The organism is Actinosynnema pretiosum, from assembly GCF_024171695.1.
GTDB classification, from domain to species: Bacteria; Actinomycetota; Actinomycetes; order Mycobacteriales; family Pseudonocardiaceae; genus Actinosynnema; species Actinosynnema pretiosum.
This window is the reverse complement of the sequence record NZ_JAMTCF010000015.1, coordinates 34788-53279: the sequence shown is the minus strand read 5'-3', so window position 1 is coordinate 53279 and position 18492 is coordinate 34788. Positions and strand designations below refer to the sequence as shown.

The window sequence follows — 18492 nt, the reverse complement described above, 5'->3', positions numbered from 1 at the left end:
GGCACCGGCCACGCTCAGTGAGCAAAAAACATTCGGTGTCCGAGGTAGTTGAACTGGGGCGACAGCGGAACCCGGTCTGCCGGAATCGATTCAGCACCCCCTGGAGCCCGGCAACCCCTCACCGGGGGCACCCCAAACAGCCTATTGTCACCCAGTTTGCCCGATTGCAACACTCTGCCCACTGGGTGAGATGAACGGCGAAGGGGAATAAGCTCCGGCACAACCTCCTGCGGACGCGGCCGATTTCGGTCGCCAATCCGCTCCAGAGCCGTGCACTCATTCAGCGCTCGCACCTCGCACCTCATTTCGCACGCACATCGCAAACACGGGAGAAGACCGCTCCGGGCCCAGTGCCCCGGTGCGCTGACGCGCGCCCGGAAACGCCCGGCGGTCGGTCCCGGCACCGGACTTGGGGGTTCATCGTGCCCGACACCGCACGGCGGCGGTTAGCCAGCTTCTCCTTGAGCACGAAGGCCGACGTCGACCTCGCGCGACGGTCCAACAGCACGGCGGTGCGGTTCGCGCGGGCGGACGCCCTGCTGCACGAGCTGTTCCTCGACGCGGCCCGGACGCACGCCGGGCGAACGGCCGTGGCGCATCCCGAGGGAGCGCTCTCGTACGCCGAGCTCGCCGACCGCGCGAGCGCTGCGGCGCACCGGCTGCGGGACGCGGGCGTGGCCACCGGCGACGTGGTCGCGATCGTCATGGAGAAGGGCTGGGAGCAGGTCGTCGCGGCGCTGGGCGCGCTGATGGCAGGCGCGGTGTTCGTGCCGGTCGACCCCGCCAACCCGGCCGAGCGGCTGCACCACCTGCTGGAGCACTCGCTGAGCCGCGCGGTGCTCACCCAGCCCGCGCTCGTCGACCGCCTCCCGTGGCCGGAGGGCCTTCCCGTGCAGGCGGTCGACGCCGAGGCCCCGGCGACGCCGCAGGAGCCGCCGACCGTCCACAGGGGACCGGACGACCTCGCGTACGTGATCTACACCTCCGGGTCGACCGGCCTGCCCAAGGGCGTGATGATCAGCCACCGGGGCGCGGTGAACACCATTCTGGACATCAACTCGCGCTTCGACGTCGGCCCCGACGACCGGGTGCTCGCGCTGTCCGCGCTGAGCTTCGACCTGGCGATCTACGACGTGTTCGGCACGCTCGCCACCGGCGCGGCGATCGTGGTGCCGAAGCCGTCCGCCCGACCCGACCCGGTGCACTGGGCCGGTCTCGTCGCCGAGGCGGGCGTCACGGTGTGGAACTCGGTGCCCGCGCTGATGGAGCTGGCCGTCGCCGCGGCGAAGCCCGGCCAGCTCGACCCGCTGCGGCTGGTCCTGCTCAGCGGGGACTGGATCAGGGTCGGCCTGCCCGCCGACGTCGCCGAGGCCAACCCGCGCGCCCGCGTGATCAGCCTCGGCGGCGCGACGGAGGGCTCGATCTGGTCGATCCTGCGCCCGGTGGACGAGGTCGACCCGGCGTGGCCGAGCATCCCGTACGGCAGGCCGATGGCGAACCAGACCTTCCACGTGCTCGACAAGGCGATGGCGCCGTGCCCGGTCGGCGTGCCCGGCGAGCTGCACATCGGCGGCGCCGGTGTCGCGCTGGGCTACTGGCGCGACCCCGAGCGCACCGCCGCGCGGTTCGTCACCCTGCCCGCGACGGGCGAGCGGGTCTACCGCACCGGCGACCTCGGCCGCTACCTGCCCGACGGGGAGATCCAGTTCCTCGGGCGCGACGACTTCCAGGTCAAGGTGCAGGGCTTCCGGATCGAGCTGGGCGAGGTGGAGGCCGCGCTGCGCGGGCACCCCGGCGTGCAGGACGCGGTGACGGTCGCCGAGCGCGACGCGGCCGGGTCGGGGCGGCTGGTGTCGTTCGTGCTGGCGGAGGACGCCGGGCTCGACGGGGCGGCGGTGCGCGCGCACGCGGCGGCGTCGCTGCCGCCGTACATGGTGCCGAGCGCGGTCGTGGTGGTGACGTCGTGGCCGCTCACCGACAACGGGAAGGTCGACCGGGGCGCGCTGCTGCGGGCCGTGCCGCGCGAGGGCGCGGTGTCGCGGGCGCCGGAGGGGCCGTTGGAGGAGCTGCTGGCGGGCCTGTGGGCCGAGGTGCTGACCCGCGACGAGGTGGGCGTCGAGGACGACTTCTTCGCGCTGGGCGGGCAGTCCCTGCTCGCGACGCGGATGGTGCTGGCCGTCAACGCGCTGTTCGACGTCGAGGTGCCGGTGCGCGCGGTGTTCGAGGCGCCGACGGTGGCCGCGTTCCGAGGCTGGCTGGCCGAGGCCGGGCTGGACGTCGCCGCGCTGGAGGCCGCCGCGAGCGGGATCCTGGCGGGCGACGGGCAGGACGACGAGCGGGGCGCCACCCACCCGGTCGGCCGGTGACGCGCCGATGACGACGTCCGTCTCCCGCGCGGGGCGCGGGTCGCTGCTGCGCGCCCTGCGCGCGTCCTCGGGCATCGAGCGCCGCCCCGACGCCGAGCGCGCGATCCCGTCCACGGGCCAGCAGCGCCTGTGGTTCCTCGACCGCCTGTCCCCCGGCGCGGCCTACAACGTGCCGCTGGCGTTCCGGCTGCGCGGCGCGCTGGACCTCGCGGCGCTGCGCGCGGCCGTCGCCGGGGTGCTCGCCCGCCACGAGGCGCTGCGCTCGACGTTCACCGAGGTGGACGGCGCGCCCCGACTCGTCGTCCACGACGAGGTCGTGGTGGTCGTCGACCCGGTGGCCGTGGACCCGGCGCGGTGGCGGGACTGGCTCGCGGGCGTCGTCACCGCGCGGTTCGACCTCGCCGAGGGCCCGCTGGTGCGGGTCGGCCTGGCGCGCCTGGGCCCCGACGAGCACCTGCTGTGCGTGGTGGTGCACCACGTCGTGTTCGACGGCTGGTCGCTCGACGTGCTGGTGCGCGAGCTGTCCGCCCTGTACGCCGGGGAGGCGCCCGCCCCGCCCTCGGCCCAGTTCCCGGACTTCGCCGCCTGGCAGGCGGAACGCCTCGCGGGCGGCCGGGGCGAGCGGGACGCGGCGCACTGGCGGGCGGCGCTGGACGGCGCGACCGACCCCCTCGAACTGCCGCTGGACCTGCCGCGCCCGGTCGTGGCGACGCAGCGCGGCGGTGACGTGCCGCTGGCGCTGTCCGAGGAGACCTCGGCCGGGCTCCGCGCGCTGGCCGCCGAGCACGGCGGGACGCTGTTCCCGGTGCTGCAGGCGGGTTTCCAGGCGCTGCTGGGCCAGTACGCCGGGCGCGGGGACGTCGTGGTCGGCACCCCCGCCGCGGGGCGGACGCACCCCGGCACTGAGGGCGCGATCGGGTTCTTCGTCAACACCGTGCCGCTGCGCGTGGACGTGGCGCGCGCGGGCTCGTTCCGCGCGCTGGTGGCGCGCTGCCGCGAGGTGGTGCTGACGGCGTACGAGCACCAGGACGTGCCGCTGGAGGCGCTGACCGGCGCGGACGGGCAGAACCCGGTGCGCGCCTGGGTGCAGCTCGACGGCGCGCCGAGGTCGTTCACCACCGGCGACGGCCTGTCGTGGGAGCCGGTGCCGGTCAGCAACGGCGGCGCGCGGTTCGACGTGGCGATGACGTTCACCGACGGCGGCGGGCCGGTCACCGGGGTGCTGCGCTACGCGCGGGACCTGTTCACCCGCGCGACCGCGGAGCGGGTGGTCGCGCACCTGGTCGCGCTGCTGGACGCCGTGGCGGCCGATCCCGACCTGGACCCGTGGCTGGTCCCGCTGTGGACGCCGGAGGAGCGGCGGCTGGTCGACGAGGTCAACGGCGCCGAGGTGGAGCTGCCCGAGGCCGCGCTGTGCCTGCACGAGCTGACCGCCGCGCAGGCCGCGCGGACCCCGGACGCCGTCGCGGTGCGGGACGACGACGTCGCGTGGACCTTCCGCGAGGTCGACGAGCGCGCCAACCGGCTCGCCCGGCGGCTGCGGGAGCTGGGCGCGGGCCCCGGTTCGGTGGTCGCGGTGTGCCTGCGGCGCTCCGCCCACCTGGTGCCCGCGCTGCTCGGCGTGCTCAAGGCGGGGGCCGCGTACACGCCGCTGGACCCGGACCACCCGGTGGCGCGGCTGCGGCACGCGATCGCCGACGCCCGGCCGGTGGCGCTGGTGACCGACGCCGGGCTGGCGGGCGGTCCGCTCGCGGACGCGCTCGCCACCGCGCCGTCGGCCGTGCTGCTCGACCGCGACGCCGACGCGCTCGCCGCGCTGCCCGGCACGCCACCGGGGACCGGCGTGACGACCGGGCACCCCGCCTACCTGCTGCACACCTCCGGGTCCACCGGGCGGCCCAAGGGCGTGCTGGTGCACCACCGGGCGGTGGTGAACCACATGCTGTGGATGGCCGACGTGCTGCGGCCGACCGAGGCGGACGTGGTGCTGCAGAAGACGCCGTTCAGCTTCGACGTGTCGCTGTGGGAGCTGTTCCTGCCGCTGCTGACCGGGGCCGGGATGGTGCTGGCCAGGCCGGGCGCGCAGCGCGACCCGGACGCGATCGCCGAGCTGATCGACCGCGCCGGGGTGACGCTCGTGCACTTCGTGCCGTCGATGCTGCGGGCGTTCCTCGACCACGTCGGCCCGCGCGCGCTCGCGGGCGTCCGCGCGCTGCTGTGCAGCGGCGAGGCGCTGCCGCGCGAGCTGCGCGACCGCGTGCTCGGCTCGTTCGACGGCGAGCTGCTGAACCTGTACGGGCCGACCGAGACGGCGATCCACAGCACGTGGGCGCGCATGACGCCCGACGACGTCGGCACGTCCGTCCACATCGGACGTCCGGTGTGGAACACGACCGCGCACGTGCTGCGGCCCGACCTGCGCCCCGCGCCGTTCGGGGTTCCCGGCGAGCTGTTCCACGGCGGCCGGGCGGTCGGGTCCGGCTACCTGGGCCGCCCCGGTCTCACCGCGGAGCGGTTCGTGCCCGACCCGCGCTCCCCCGGCGGGCGGCTCTACGCGACCGGTGACGTGGTGCGCTGGCGGCCCGACGGCGTCCTGGAGTACCTGGGGCGCGAGGACCACCAGGTCAAGGTGAACGGGCAGCGCGTCGAGACCGGCGAGGTGGAGGCGGCGCTGGCGGCGCACGCCGGGGTGCGGCAGGCCGCCGTGACGCCGGTGCCCGACCACGCGGGCGGCACCGCGCTCGCCGCCTACTTCGTCCCGGCGGGCCCGGACGTCCCGACGGCGGCGGAGCTGCGCGAGCACCTGGCCGCGCACCTGCCCGCCGGGTGGCTGCCGAGCCACTACGCGGCGCTGGAGTCCTTTCCCACCACGAGCAGCGGCAAGCTCGACCGCGGCGCGCTGCCCGCCCCGAGCGCGGAGCGCGCCGGGCCGTCGGCCGAGCCGGTGACCGCCGCCGAGCGACTGGTCGCGCGGGTGTGGCGGGAGGTGCTGGGCCGCTCCTCGGTGAGCCGGGACGACGACTTCTTCGCGCTGGGCGGGCACTCGCTGCTGCTGATCAAGGTCGTCGCGCGGATCGAGGGCGCGACCGGGGTGCGCCTCGGCGTGCAGGCCGCCTACGAGGCCCCGGTGCTGGCCGACCTCGCCCGGCTGGTGGACGGCGGGCGCGGGGTGCGCTCGCTGCCGCCGGTGCGGCCCGCCTCCGGCGAGCCCGTGGCGTCCTACGGGCAGCAGCGCATCTGGTTCCTCGACCGGCTGACGCCAGGCGGCTCGGCCTACAACGTGCAGCTGGTGCTGCGGCTGCGCGGTGAGGTCGACGCCGGGCGGCTGCGCGCGGCGCTGACCGAGGTCGTGCGCCGCCACGACGTGCTGCGGACCGTGCTCGACGACCGGTCGGGCGCGCCCGTGCCGCGCGTGCTGCCCGCCGGGGGAGTCCCGCTGCCCGTGCTGGAACCGGGCGGCGACGACCGGGACGAGGTCGTCCGGCGGTGCGCGGGCGCGGAGGCGCGGCGGCCGTTCGACCTGGCGGCGGGGCCGGTGCTGCGCGCCGCGCTGATCGGGTTCCCCCGTGATCCGGTGCTGGTGCTGACGGTGCACCACATCGCCACCGACGCGTGGTCGCTGGACCTGCTCGTCGACGAGCTGACCGCGCTGCACCACGGGCACGCGCTGCCGGAGCCGGGCATCGGCTACGCGGACTACGCGGCGTGGCAGCGCGAGCGGGTGGCGGGCGAGCACCTGGCGGCGGAGCTGGAGTTCTGGCGGGCCGCGCTGGACGGCGCGCCGCCGGTCCTGGAGCTGCCCTCCACGCGCGTGCGGCCCGCCGCGGCCACCCACCGGGGTCGGGTGCTGCGCTTCCGCGTCGGGGCCGACCTGGTGGCGGCGGTGGACGCGCTGGCCGCGCGGCGCGGCGCGACCCGGTTCATGGTGCTGCTGGCGGCGTTCGCGGTGGTCGTGGGCAGGAGCGCGGGCACGCCGGACGTGGTCGTCGGCACGCCGGTCGCCGGGCGCGGCAGGCCGGAGCTGGAGCCGCTGCAGGGGTTCTTCGTCAACACCGTGCCGCTGCGCGTGGACCTGTCGCGGGCGGCCACGTTCGCCGACGCGCTGGCCGAGGCGCGGCGGACGTCGCTGGCCGCCTTCGAGCACCAGGACGTGCCGTTCGAGAAGCTGGTCGAGCACCTGGCCCCGGAGCGCGACCTGGCGCACCAGCCGATCCACCAGGTGATGTTCGAGGTGCACCGGACCCGGCCGGACGCCGACGCGTGGGCGTCGGTGCTGCCGGTGGGCGTGGACAACGACACCGCGAAGTGCGACCTGACGCTCGTGGCCTCGGACCGGGGCGGCGAGCTGGACTGCGGGTTCCGCTACGCCGTGGACGTGCTGACCGGGGAGGACGTGGACGCGCTGCGCGAGCGGTGGCTGCTGCTGCTGGCCGCGGTCGTGGCGGAGGCAGCCGACACCGAGGAGCTGTCCGGGCTGGGCCTGCCCGCGCCGGTGCGCGCCGACGGCGGTCCCTCGGTCGGGCTGGACGCGCTGACCCTGTTCCGGGACCGGGCGCGGACCCGGCCGGACGCCGAGGCGCTGGTGTGCGGCGACGAGCGGGTGGCCTACCGCGACCTGGAACGCCGGGTCACCGCGCTGGGCGACCGGCTGCGGCGGGCGGGGGCCGGGCCGGAGCGGCTGGTCGCGGTGCACCTGCCGCGCGGGACCGACCTGGTGGTGGCGCTGCTGGCCGCGTGGGACGCGGGCGCGGGCTTCGTCGCGCTGGACCCGGAGCTGTCCCCGGCGCGCAAGGCCGCGGTGCTCGCCGACGCGCGCCCGGACCTCGTGGTCACCGCCGAGCCGCTGGACACCACCGCGATCCCGGTGCCGCCGACCGGCGCGCGCCCGGACGCGGCTCCCCGCGAGCCCGCGCACCCCGACCACCGGGCGTACGTGGTCTACACGTCCGGGTCCACCGGCACGCCCAAGGGCATCGCGGGCACCCGCCGAGGCGTCGCGAACTACCTGGCGGACCTGGCGACGCGGCTCGGGCCGGAGGACACCGCGCTGGCGGTCACGACCGTGTCGTTCGACGCGGTGCTGCGCGACCTGCTGCTCCCGCTCGCCCTCGGCGCGCGGGTGGTCGTGGCGCCGGGCGGCGGCGCGGACCTGGACGGCGTGGTGGACGCGCTGGTGGCCGAGCGGGTCACCGCGCTGCCCGCGATCGTGCCGTCGCTGCTGCGGGCGGTCACCGCGCGCGCCGCCGAGCGCGGCGTCACCGCGCCGGACCTGCGGTCGGTGCGGGTCAGCGGCGAGGTGCTGAACCCGGCGGACGTCGCCGGGGTCGTCGCGATCGCCCCGAACGCGCGCGTGGTGAACCTGTACGGGCCGAGCGAGACGACCATGACCACGACGTGGCACGCGGTGGACGCGCCGGACGCCGCGTCGCGCGTCCCGGTCGGCAGGCCGATCGGCGGCGCGGCCGTGGAGGTGCTGGACGCGGCGATGCGGCCGGTCGGGGTCGGCGTGCCCGGCCGGGTGCACATCGGCGGCGCGGGGCTGGCCCGCGGCTACCACGGCAAGCCGGGGCTGACCGCGGCGCGGTTCGTGCCGCACCCTCGGCGGCCGGGCGAGCGCCTGTACGACACCGGGGACCGGGGCCGGTTCCTGCCGGACGGGACGCTGCAGTACCTGGGGCGCGCCGACGACGACCTGAAGGTCAACGGCGTGCGCGTCGACCCGGCCGAGGTGGAGGCGGCGCTGGCCGCGCACCCGGCCGTGGCCGAGGCCGCCGTGCGCGCCCACGACCCGGACGGCCGCGGCCCCCGGCTGGTGGCGTGCGTCGTGGCCGCGGCCGGGCACGCGCTGCCCGCGTGGCCCCGGCTGCGCGCGGACCTGGCCGAGCGGCTGCCGACGACGCACGTCCCCGTCGGCTACGTCGAGCTGGACCGGCTGCCCAGGACCGCGACCGGCAAGCTGGACCGCCGGGCGCTGCCCGTCCCCGAGGTCGGACCGGAGCACGGGGCGGGGCCGCGCAACGAGGTCGAGGAGCTGATCACGCGGATCTGGGCCGACGTGCTCGGCCTCGACTCGGTCGGCGTGGCGCAGGACTTCTTCGCGCTGGGCGGGCACTCGCTGCTGGCCGCCCGCGCGACCGCGCGGATGGGCGAGGTGCTCGGCGTCGCGGTGCCGCTGCGCGCCCTGTTCGAGCACTCCACGGCCGCCGACCTGGCGGCGTGGGTCGACGACCTGGGCGAGGGGGCCGTGCCGGACCCGGTGGCCGGGGACGCCGACCGGTCGGCGCTGTCGGCGGCCCAGCGGCGGCTGTGGCGGCTGGAGCGCGGCGCGGGCCGGTACGCGCTGTACAACGTGCCGGTCGTGCGCAGGCTGCGCGGCGCGCTGGACACCGCGGCGCTGGCCGCCGCGCTGAGCGGGGTGGTGCGCCGCCACGAGGCGCTGCGCACCGTCTTCCCCGAGCGCGCCGGAGGGCCGGTGGCGCGCGTGCTGGAGCCGCGCGCGGTGGTGCTGGACGTCGTGGACGACGTGCCGGAGTACACCTCGCGGCCGTTCGACCTGGCGCGCGGTCCGCTGCTGCGCGCGGGCCTGCACCGGCTGGGGCCCGACGACCACGTGCTGTGCGTGGTGGTGCACCACCTGGTCGCGGACGGCTGGTCGGTGGGCGTGCTGCTGCGCGAGGTCACGACGCTCTACCAGGGGCTGCCGCTGCCCGAGCCGGTGCTGCAGTACGCGCACTTCGTGCGCTGGCAGGACGGTCTCGGCCCGGCCGAGGAGGACCTGGCGCACTGGCGGGCCGCGCTCGCGGACGTCGAGCCGCTGATCGAGGTGGCGGCGGACTACCCGGCGCTGACCGGCGAGCGGCGACCGCCGAGGGGCCGGGTCACGCTCGTGCTGCCCGACGACGCGGCGGCCGGGGTGCGGGCGCGGTGCGCGCGGCTGCGGGCGACGCCGTTCATGGTGCTGATGGCCGCGTTCCAGGTGGCGCTGGGCGAGCGCTTCGGCAGGGCCGGGTTCGCCGTGGCCGCGCCGTCGGCCAACCGCGACCGGGCCGGGCTCGACGGCATGATCGGCTTCCTCGCCGACATGGTGCTCCTGCGCGCCGAGCTGCACGACCGGCCCGGCCTTGACGAGGTCGTGGCGCGGGTGCGCCGCCAGGCGCTGGACGCGCACGCGCACCGGCGCGTGCCGTTCGAGGCGCTGCTCGACGCGCTGGCGCCCGACCAGGCCGACAGCCACGCGCCCGTCGCGCAGGCGCTGTTCAACATGCAGGACTTCCCGCACGACCGGGTGCCCGTCCCCGGCCTGGAGGTCGAGCGCACGGGCGCGAACGAGGTGTGGGCGCGCTACCCGCTCACCCTGTTCGCCCACGACCGCCCCGACGGCGTGCTGCTCGACCTGGTCCACGACCGGGAACTCGTCGACGGGCGGCTGGCCGGGGAGCTGCTGGACGCGATGTCCCGGCTGCTGGCCGAGGACTGGGGAGGAACGCGGTGAACCCGCTGCGCGAAGGACCGTTCCTGCGGCTGTGGAGCGGCCAGACGATCGCCGAGCTGGGCTACCACCTGTCGCTGGTCGCGCTGCCGCTGGTGGCGGTGCTGCAACTGGGCGCGACCCCCGCGCAGATGGGGCTGATCGTCGGTGTCGGCATGGCCCCGTTCGCGTTCGCGTGGCCCTTCTTCGGGGTGCTCGTGGACCGGGTCGACCGGCGCAGGCTGCTGCAGATCACCTACGTCGGCAGGGCGGTGCTGCTCGGCTCGCTGCCGGTGGCCGCGCTGCTGGGGTCGCTGGGCGTCGCGCAGCTCGTCGCGGTGCAGTTCCTGGTGAGCCTGCTGCACGTGGCGTTCAGCGTGGTGCACCCGTCGCTGCTGCCGTCGGTGGTGCCCGCCGAGCACCTCGTCGCGGCCAACAGCCGGGTGGAGATGACCCGCTCCGGCGCGATGATCATCGGGCCGTCGGCGGCCGGGTTCCTGGTGGAGCTGCTGTCACCGGCGAACACCGTCGCGATCGACGCGGTGTGCTACGTCGTGGCCGCCGCGCTGCTCGCGGGCCTGGCGCTGCCGTCGAAGCCCGAGGTGGCGAGGCCGGCGGGCACGGTGTGGCACGACATCCGCGAGGGCTTCTCCTCGGTGTTCGGCGACCCGGTGCTGCGGCCCATGGCGATCTCCTCGGGGATCATGAACGCCTTCTTCTACATCCGCACGCCGCTCGTGCCGCTGTTCGTGCTCACCGAGCTGGGCGGCAGCGCGGGCCAGCTCGGGCTGGTGCTCGCCGCCGCCGGGCCGGGCGCGCTGGTCGGCTCGGCGCTGGCGCGGCGCGTCAACGAGCGCTACGGGCTCAGCCGGGCGGTGACCGGGGCGGCGTTCCTCGCGGGCGTCCCGGTGCTGGCGGTGCCGCTGGTGCCAGACAGCGGCGCGTGGAGCATCGGGGTGCTGGTGGTCAGCGCGTTCGCCGTGGGCGTTGGCGTGCAGGTGTACAGCATCAGCCTGGTCAGCGCGCGCCAGCTCATGACCCCGGACCACCTGCTCGGCCGGGTCAACGCCACGTTCCGCTGGACCGCGTGGGCGGCGACGCCGTTCAGCGCGCTGCTCAGCGGCCTGCTCGCCCAGGTCGTCGGGCTGCGCGGCGCCATCGCCGTGGCCGCCGCGGGCCTGCTCCTGCCGGGGCTGTTCCTGCTGTTCTCCGCGGTGCGGCGCACCGCGATCACCGCTGAAGGGGGGCGGGCATGACGCTGGCCTCCGTCGGCTACCTCACCCGACACCGCGCCGCCATCGACGCCGCCCGCCTGCGCGTGGCCGACCACGTCCGGCGCACGCCGCTGCGCGCGCTCGACGGCGGGACGCTGCTGAAGCTGGAGTCCACGCAGGTGGCGGGCTCGTTCAAGATGCGCGGGGCGTGCAACGCGCTGCTGTCGCTGCCCGACGGCGTGCCCGGCGTGGTCGCGACCAGCTCAGGCAACCACGCGCGGGCCGTCGCCACGGCCGCGCGGATCGCCGGGCTGCGGGTCACCGTGGTGATCCCGCAGGACGCCGTGCCCGCCAAGGTCGACGCCATCCGCGCGCTGGGCGCGGAGGTCGTCGACGAGGGCGTCACCTTCGGCAACCGCGACGGGCTGGCCCGCGCGCTGGCCGCCGAGCGCGGGTGGCCGTTCGTGCACTCCTCGGACGACTGGGACGTCATCCACGGGCAGGCGACCGTCGCCGAGGAGGTCGTGGAGGACCACCCCGGTGTGACGGCGGTCGTGGTGCCGGTGGGCGGCGGCGGGCTGCTGGCCGGGACGGCGCTGGCGGTGCGGTCGCGGCTGCCCGGCGTCGCGGTGATCGGCGTCGAGCCCGAGCGCGCCGCGGACGCCGCGGCGAGCCTGCGCACCGGGCGCCTGCACCGCCTGGCGGCGACCCCGGACACCGTCGCGGACGGGGCGCGGGTCGTGTCGCTGGGCGAGCGGACGTTCGAGGTGATCGTGGAGCGCGGCCTGGTCGACGGGATCGTCACGGTGTCCGAGGCGGAGATCCTGGCGGCGTGGGAGGCGCTGGGCGACGTGCCCGCGGAGCCGACGGGCGCGCTGCCGCTCGCGGCGGTGCTGGCGGGGAGGGTCCCCGGCGGTCCGGGGACGGTGCTGGTCGTCAGCGGGGGCAACGTCCCCCGCCGGGCAGGTGGGGAGGCGTGAGGGTGGGTCCCGGTTCGGTGGCGCCGGTGGTCTTGGAGGCGCCGGTGGTCTCGGTGTTCCAGGAGGCGCCGGTGGTCTCGGTGGTGGAGTCGTTCGCGGAGCGGTGCGCGCGGACGCCGCACGCGGTCGCGGTGGTGCACGAGGGCGAGGAGCTGACGTTCCGCGAGCTGGACCGGCGCGCGTCGGCGCTGGCGACCCGGCTGCGCGGGCTGGGCGCGGGCCCTGAGGACGTGGTCGCGGTGTGCCTGCCGCGCGGCCCGGACCTGCCGGTGGCGCTGGTGGCGATCTGGAAGGCGGGCGGCGCGTACCTGCCGCTGGACCCGGACTACCCGGTGGACCGGCTGCGCCACATGGTCGCCGACGCCCGGCCGGTCGCGCTGGTGGTGGACACCGCCGAGCGGGCGGCTGTGCTGCTCGACGGCGGTCCGTGGCGGCCGTCGGGGACGGTCCGGCTCGCCGAGGAGGACGTCCACGCCGGACGGTCCCCGGTGGAGCGCGCCGAGGACTTCGCCGCGCCCTGCCCGGACGGCCTGGCGTACGTGATCTACACGTCCGGTTCCACCGGGCGGCCCAAGGGCGTCATGGTCTCGCACCGCTCGCTGGCCGGGTACCTGGACTGGAAGCGCGGGCTGCTGCCGCTGGACGGCTCGGACGCGGTGCTGCTGCGCACGGCCGTCAGCTTCGACCCGTCGATGGCCGAGCTGTGCCTGCCGCTGGTCACCGGCGCGCGGCTGGTCGTCCCGAGGCAGGACGCGCACCTGGACCCCGCGCACCTCGCCGAGGTGATCGACGCGGAGCGGGTGACGTTCGTGCAGTTCGTGCCGTCGCTGCTGCGGGTCTTCCTCGACGCGATGCCGCGCGGGGCGTGCGCGAGCCTGCGCTGGGTGGTGTGCTCCGGCGAGGAGCTGCCCCCGGCGCTGGTGGACCGGGTGGCCGACGAGCTGGACGTCGACCTCTACAACATGTACGGCCCCACCGAGGCCACCATCAACACCACGTTCGCGCTGTGCCCGCGCGGCACCTCGCCGGTGCCGATCGGGTTGCCGGTGGACGACTGCGTCCCGCGCGTGCTCGGCGAGGACCTGCGCCCCGTTCCGCCCGGCGAGGTCGGCGAGCTGTTCCTCGGCGGCGGCGCGGTGACCAGGGGCTACCTCGGCAGGCCGGGGTTGACGGCCGAGCGGTTCCTGCCGGACCCGGACGCGCCGGGCGGGCGGCTCTACCGCACCGGCGACCTGGTGCGGCGGCGGCCGGACGGGGCCCTGGACTACCTGGGCCGGGTCGACCACCAGTTCAAGGTCAACGGGGTGCGGGTCGAGGCGGGCGAGATCGAGGCGGCGCTGCGCGCGCACCCCGGCGTGGCCGAGGCCGTGGTGCACCTGCACGAGGTGGGGCGCGGCGGGCCGAGGCTGGTCGCGCACGTGATCCGGGCCGACGGCGCGGGGGTTCCCCCGGTGGGCGCCGACGCGCTGCGCGCGCACCTCGCCGCGGCGCTGCCCGCGGCGGTCGTGCCGTCGCTCTACGCCTTCACCGACCGGTTCGCGCTCACCCCGGCGGGCAAGGTCGACCGGGCCGCGCTGCCGCTGCCCGAGGTGTCGGCGCGCGCGGCGGAGTACGCGCCGCCGACCACCGATCTGGAGCGCCTCCTGGTCCGGGCGTGGGAGTCGGCGCTGGAGGTCGAGCGCGTCGGCGTGCACGACCGGTTCCTCGACCTGGGCGGGCACTCGGTGCCCGCGATGCGGATCGCCGCAGCGGTGTCCCGCGACCTCGGCACCCGGCTGACCATGGCGGAGCTGCTGACGGCGGGCACGGTCGCGGAGCTGGCGCGCGAGCTGTCCTCCCGCGCTCCCGGCGCGGGCGGCGACGAGCAGGCGCCGCTGCCGCGCGACGGGCGCGCCCCGGTGCTGTCGCACGCGCAGGAGCAGTTGTGGTTCGTCGACCAGCTCGGCGGCAGCGGCGGGGCCTACCACGTGACGCTGGCGATGACCGTCACCGGCGGGCTCGACGTGGCCGCGCTCGACCGCGCGGCCACCGAGGTGGTGCGCAGGCACGAGGTGCTGCGCACCGCGTTCCGCAACGAGGGCGGCAAGCCCGTGCCGGAGGTCCGCCCGCCGTCGCCCGTGCGGGCCGCGACGCGGGACGTGGAGCGGTCCGATGTGGACGGTGCGCTGGCCGAGGAGGTCGCGCGGCCGTTCGACCTGGCGAGGCCGCCGCTGCTGCGCCTGCTCGTGCTGCGCGTGGCGGAGCGCGAGCACGTGGTGTGCCTGGTGCTGCACCACATCGTCTCCGACGGGCTGTCGCTGGACGTGATCGCGGAGGAGCTGGCGGTGCTGTGCGCGGGCGGCTCGCCGCCCGAACCGGCGCTCCGGTACGCCGACTACGCGGCGTGGCAGCGCGGGCGGCTGGCGGGCGCGGGCCTTGAGGCGGCGCTGCGCGACCGCGTGGCGGCGCTGGCGGGCGCGCCGCTGGTGCTGGACCTGCCGTCGGCGCTGGTCCGGCCGCCCGTGCAGGACTTCCGGGGCGACGCCGTGGAGTTCGCCGTCGACGCCGGGCTGTGGGCGGGGCTGCGCGGGCTGGCCTCGGCCGAGCGGGTGACGCCGTTCGTGGTGCTGCTCGCGGCCTACCAGGCGCTGCTCGGCCGCTACACCGGCCGGGACGACGTGCTCGTCGGCACCCCCGTCGCGGGGCGGGACGGCGCGGGCCTCGACCGGCTGGTGGGGCTGTTCGTCAACACGGTCGTGCTCCGCGCCGACCTGTCCGGCGAGCCCGGTTTCCGCGAGCTGCTGGGCCGGGCGCAGGCGGGCGCGCTGGAGGCGTTCGCGCACCAGGACCTGCCGTTCGAGCTGCTGGTGTCCGCGCTCGCCCCCGAGCGCGACCTGGCGCGGCACCCGGTGGTGCAGGCGCTGTTCGTGGTGGAGAACGACCCGGCGCGGCACTTCGCCGTGCCCGGCCTCACCGCGACGCGGCTGCCGGTGCGCGCCGCCGGGGTGAAGTGCGACCTGCGGCTGTCGGTGGTCGACGACGGCGGCGGGCTGGCCGCGACGCTCCAGTTCGACTCCGACGTGGTGGACCGGGCGTGGGCGGAGGTGTTCGCGCGCCAGCTCCTCGTGCTGCTGCGCGCCGTCGCCGCCGACCCGGACCGGCCGGTGGGGCGCGTCGCGCTGGACCCGCCCGAGGACGCGCCCGAGGACGCCGCGAGCGGCGCGCCCGCTCCGGAGGTGGACGGCGACCTGTGGGGCCGGGTGGCCCGCTGGGTCCGCGCCGAACCGGACCGCACGGCCGTGACGTGCGACGGCGACGGCGTCACCTACGGCGGCCTGGACGAGCGCGTGCGCGCCGTGGCCGACCGGCTGCGCGCCGGGGGCGTCGGCGCGGACGCGCTGGTGGCCGTGCTGCTGCCCAGGGGGATCGACCTGGTCGTGGCGCTGCTCGCGGTGTGGCGGGCCGGGGCGGCGTTCGTGCCGCTGGACCCCGACCACCCCGGCGGGCGGCACGCGGCGGTGCTGGCGGGCTGCCGACCCGTCGCCACGCTCACCGACGCCGGGCACGCCGACCGGCTCCCGCCCGGCGCGGGCGCGGTCCTGCTGGTCGGGGACGGCGGCCCGGCCGAGGCGGGGGCCGGGGACGTGGCCGCGCACCACCCGGAGGCCCTGTCGCACGTCGTGCACACCTCCGGTTCCACCGGCGCCCCCAAGGGGATCGCCGCGACCCGGCGCGGGGTGGCGAACTACTTCGCCGACCTGGAGGCGCGCGGGTGGGCGGGCCCCGGTGACGTGGTGGCGGCGCTGACCACGGTGTCGTTCGACGCGAGCCTGCGCGACCTGCTGTTCCCGCTGACCGTGGGGGCCCGCGTCGCCGTGCTGCCCGACGGCGCGCACGACCTCGACCGGCTGGTGGAGGTGCTGGCGGGTGAGCCGGTCACCGCGGTGCTCGCGGTCGTGCCGTCGGTGCTGCGGCTGGTCACGCGGCACCTGGCCCGGCGCTCGGTGGTGCTGCCCGCGCTGCGGGCGGTGCTGGTCAGCGGTGAGCCGCTGCACGCCGCCGACGTCGCCGACCTGGCCGCCGCGGCTCCCGGCGCGCGCCTGGCCACGATGTACGGGCCCACCGAGACGACCATGACCAGCACGGTGCACGTGGTCGACGACGCCGCGCCGGGCAGGCACGTTCCGGTCGGCTACCCGATCGCCGGGACGGGCGTGGAGGTGCTGGACTCCCGGCTCGAACCGGCAGGCGTCGGCGTCCCCGGCGACGTGCACATCTCCGGCGCGGGCCTGGCGCGCGGCTACCTCGGCAACGCCGCGCTCACCGCCGAGCTGTTCGCGCCGCACCCGAGGATCGCGGGCGCGCGGCTGTACCGGACCGGCGACCGGGCGGTGCGGCTGCCCGACGGGAACCTGCTGCACCTCGGCCGCGTCGACGCCCAGCTCAAGGTCAACGGCGTCCGCGCGGACCCGTCAGGGATCGAGGCCGCGCTGACCTCGCACCCGGCGGTGGCGCGGGCTGCCGTGGCGCTGCGCGGGCAGCTCACCGGGTACGTGGTGGTCGCGCCGGGGCACGACGTCCCGGCGCCGGTGGCGCTGCGCGCCCACCTGGCCGACCTGCTGCCGCACGCGCTCGTCCCGACCGCGTTCGTGGTGCTCGACGAGCTGCCGACGACCAGCAGCGGCAAGCTCGACCGGCGCGCGCTGCCCGACCCGGTCCTCGGGGAGCGCGGGAGCGGCCGGGCCCCGGAGTCGGCGGCCGAGCGGCTGCTGGCCGAGGTCTGGCGGGACGTGCTCGGCGTGGCCGACCTCGACGCCGACTCGAACTACTTCGCGCTGGGCGGCGACTCGGTGCGCGGCATCGAGATCGTGGCGCGCGCCGCCGCCGCAGGTCTGCGCCTGGCGCCGAGGGAGCTGTTCCGGCACCAGACGATCGCCGAACTCGCGCTGGTCGCGGAGCGCGCGGCCCCGGCCGGGCCGCAGCGGCGCGGGACCGACGCGCACCCGCTGTCGGCCGCGCAGCAGGGCGTGCTGTTCCACGTGCTCGGCGAGTCCGGCAGCGGCGTCTACATCAGCCAGACCCAGTGGCTGCACGACGACCTGGAGCCCGCGGCGTTCACGGCGGTGTGGCACGACCTCGTGCGGCGCCACCCGGTGCTGCGCACCAGGGTCGAGCAGCGCGGCACCGGCGAGCCGCTGCAGGTCGTGGTGCCCGACGCGCGGCCGGAGGTCCGCGAGGTCGACGGCTCGGCGTGGCCGCCGGACGGGATCGCCGGGCGGCTGCGGGCACTGCTGGAGGCGGACCGGCACGAGGGCTTCGACGTGGGCCGCGCCCCGCTGCTGCGGCTCACGCTCGTGCGCCTGCGCGAGCGGGCGGTGGCCGTGCTGACCAGCCACCACCTCCTGCTGGACGGGTGGAGCATCCTGTGCCTGCTGGAGGAGTTCTTCGACCGCTACGCCGCGCGCCTGGCCGGGCGCGAGCTGCCCGCGCCGGAGCTGCCGTGGCGGCCGGGCCCGGCGGTCGAGCCCAGCGCGGACGAGGAGCGGTTCTGGCGGGCCCGGCTGGCGGGCTTCCGCTCCCCCACCGGGCTGCCGAGGTCGTTCGCGGGCGCGGGCCGGGGCAACGCGCAGCGGGAGCGCCGCCTGCCCGCGGAGCTGGGCGCCCGGTTGTCCCGCTGCGCCAGGGAGAACCGGGTCACCGCGAGCACCGTCGCGCAGGCGGCGTGGGCGCTGCTGCTGTCGCGGTACGCGGGCACCCCGGACGTGGTCTTCGGCGGCACCGCCTCCGGGCGCACCGCCGAACCGGGCACGACGCGCGAGCTGGGCATGTTCATCAACACCCTGCCGGTACGGGTGCGGGTCCCGGACGGCGGGGACGTCGGCGAGTGGCTGCGCGAGGTGCAGCGCGATTGGGCGGGGATCCCGTCGGAGCGGACCCCGCTGGTGCGCGTGCACGGGTGGAGCGAACTGCCGCGCGCGGTGCCGCTGTTCGACACGATCCTCGTGGTCGAGACCTACCCGGCGAGCGCGGACGTGCGGCGGCGCCTCGCGCCGGACGTGGACTGGCTGTCCCCGGCCAAGACGTGGACGAACTACCCCTTCACGCTCGTCGTCACCCCCGACGAGGAGATCCGCCTCGAAGCGGTGTTCGACCGCTCGGTCCACGACGACGCGGCCGTGGACCGGGTGCTGGAGAACTTCGAGGCCGCGCTGGACGTCATCACCACCGAGCAGTGAACCGGAGGAACGCGGTGCAGGACGAGGAGATCAGCTACAAGGTCGTCGTCAACGACGAGGAGCAGCACTCGATCTGGCCGGAGGACCGCGAGGACCCGCCCGGCTGGCGCGCGACGGGCTTCCGGGGCACTCGGCAGGAGTGCCTGGCCCACGTGGACGAGGTGTGGACCGACATGCGCCCGGCCAGCCTGCGGCGGGCGATGGAGGCGCGGTGAGGTGACCGCCGGGGCCGGCCCGCGACGGCAGGGC

6 protein-coding genes are annotated in these 18492 nt (G+C 76.8%); all 6 read left to right on the top strand.

Annotation, left to right across the window (positions count from 1 at the left end; all coding sequences use genetic code 11):
• The first annotated feature begins 461 nt into the window (after window positions 1-461).
• The 6 genes from LV78_RS28040 to LV78_RS28015 are packed head-to-tail and all read left to right on the top strand — an operon-like array spanning window position 462 to window position 18458.
• Window positions 462-2366, top strand: coding sequence for a non-ribosomal peptide synthetase (locus LV78_RS28040; RefSeq protein ID WP_253848660.1), 1905 nt, complete (start codon window positions 462-464; stop codon window positions 2364-2366).
• 7 nt (window positions 2367-2373) lie between these two features.
• Window positions 2374-9858, top strand: coding sequence for a non-ribosomal peptide synthetase (locus LV78_RS28035; protein WP_253848659.1), 7485 nt, complete (start codon window positions 2374-2376; stop codon window positions 9856-9858).
• Window positions 9855-11090, top strand: a complete 1236-nt coding sequence (locus tag LV78_RS28030; protein ID WP_253848658.1) for an MFS transporter — start codon at window positions 9855-9857, stop codon at window positions 11088-11090. The genes LV78_RS28035 and LV78_RS28030 overlap by 4 nt, the downstream gene beginning before the upstream one ends.
• Window positions 11087-12028: a threonine ammonia-lyase gene (locus tag LV78_RS28025; protein ID WP_253848656.1), complete on the top strand. Its 942-nt coding sequence runs from the start codon at window positions 11087-11089 to the stop codon at window positions 12026-12028. Before LV78_RS28030 ends, LV78_RS28025 begins: the two co-directional genes overlap by 4 nt.
• Complete coding sequence (locus LV78_RS28020) at window positions 12025-18243, top strand: non-ribosomal peptide synthetase (protein WP_253848654.1); 6219 nt, start codon at window positions 12025-12027, stop codon at window positions 18241-18243. The genes LV78_RS28025 and LV78_RS28020 overlap by 4 nt, the downstream gene beginning before the upstream one ends.
• On the top strand, window positions 18240-18458 hold the full coding sequence (locus tag LV78_RS28015; protein WP_253848652.1) for an MbtH family protein: 219 nt from the start codon (window positions 18240-18242) through the stop codon (window positions 18456-18458). Before LV78_RS28020 ends, LV78_RS28015 begins: the two co-directional genes overlap by 4 nt.
• The last annotated feature ends 34 nt before the right edge of the window (window positions 18459-18492 follow it).

Coding starts and splice junctions, on each gene's coding strand:
- LV78_RS28035 (WP_253848659.1), top strand. CDS start 2,374: ATGACGACGTCCGTCTCCCGCGCGGGGCGCGGGTCGCTGCTGCGCGCC.
- LV78_RS28025 (WP_253848656.1), top strand. CDS start 11,087: ATGACGCTGGCCTCCGTCGGCTACCTCACCCGACACCGCGCCGCCATC.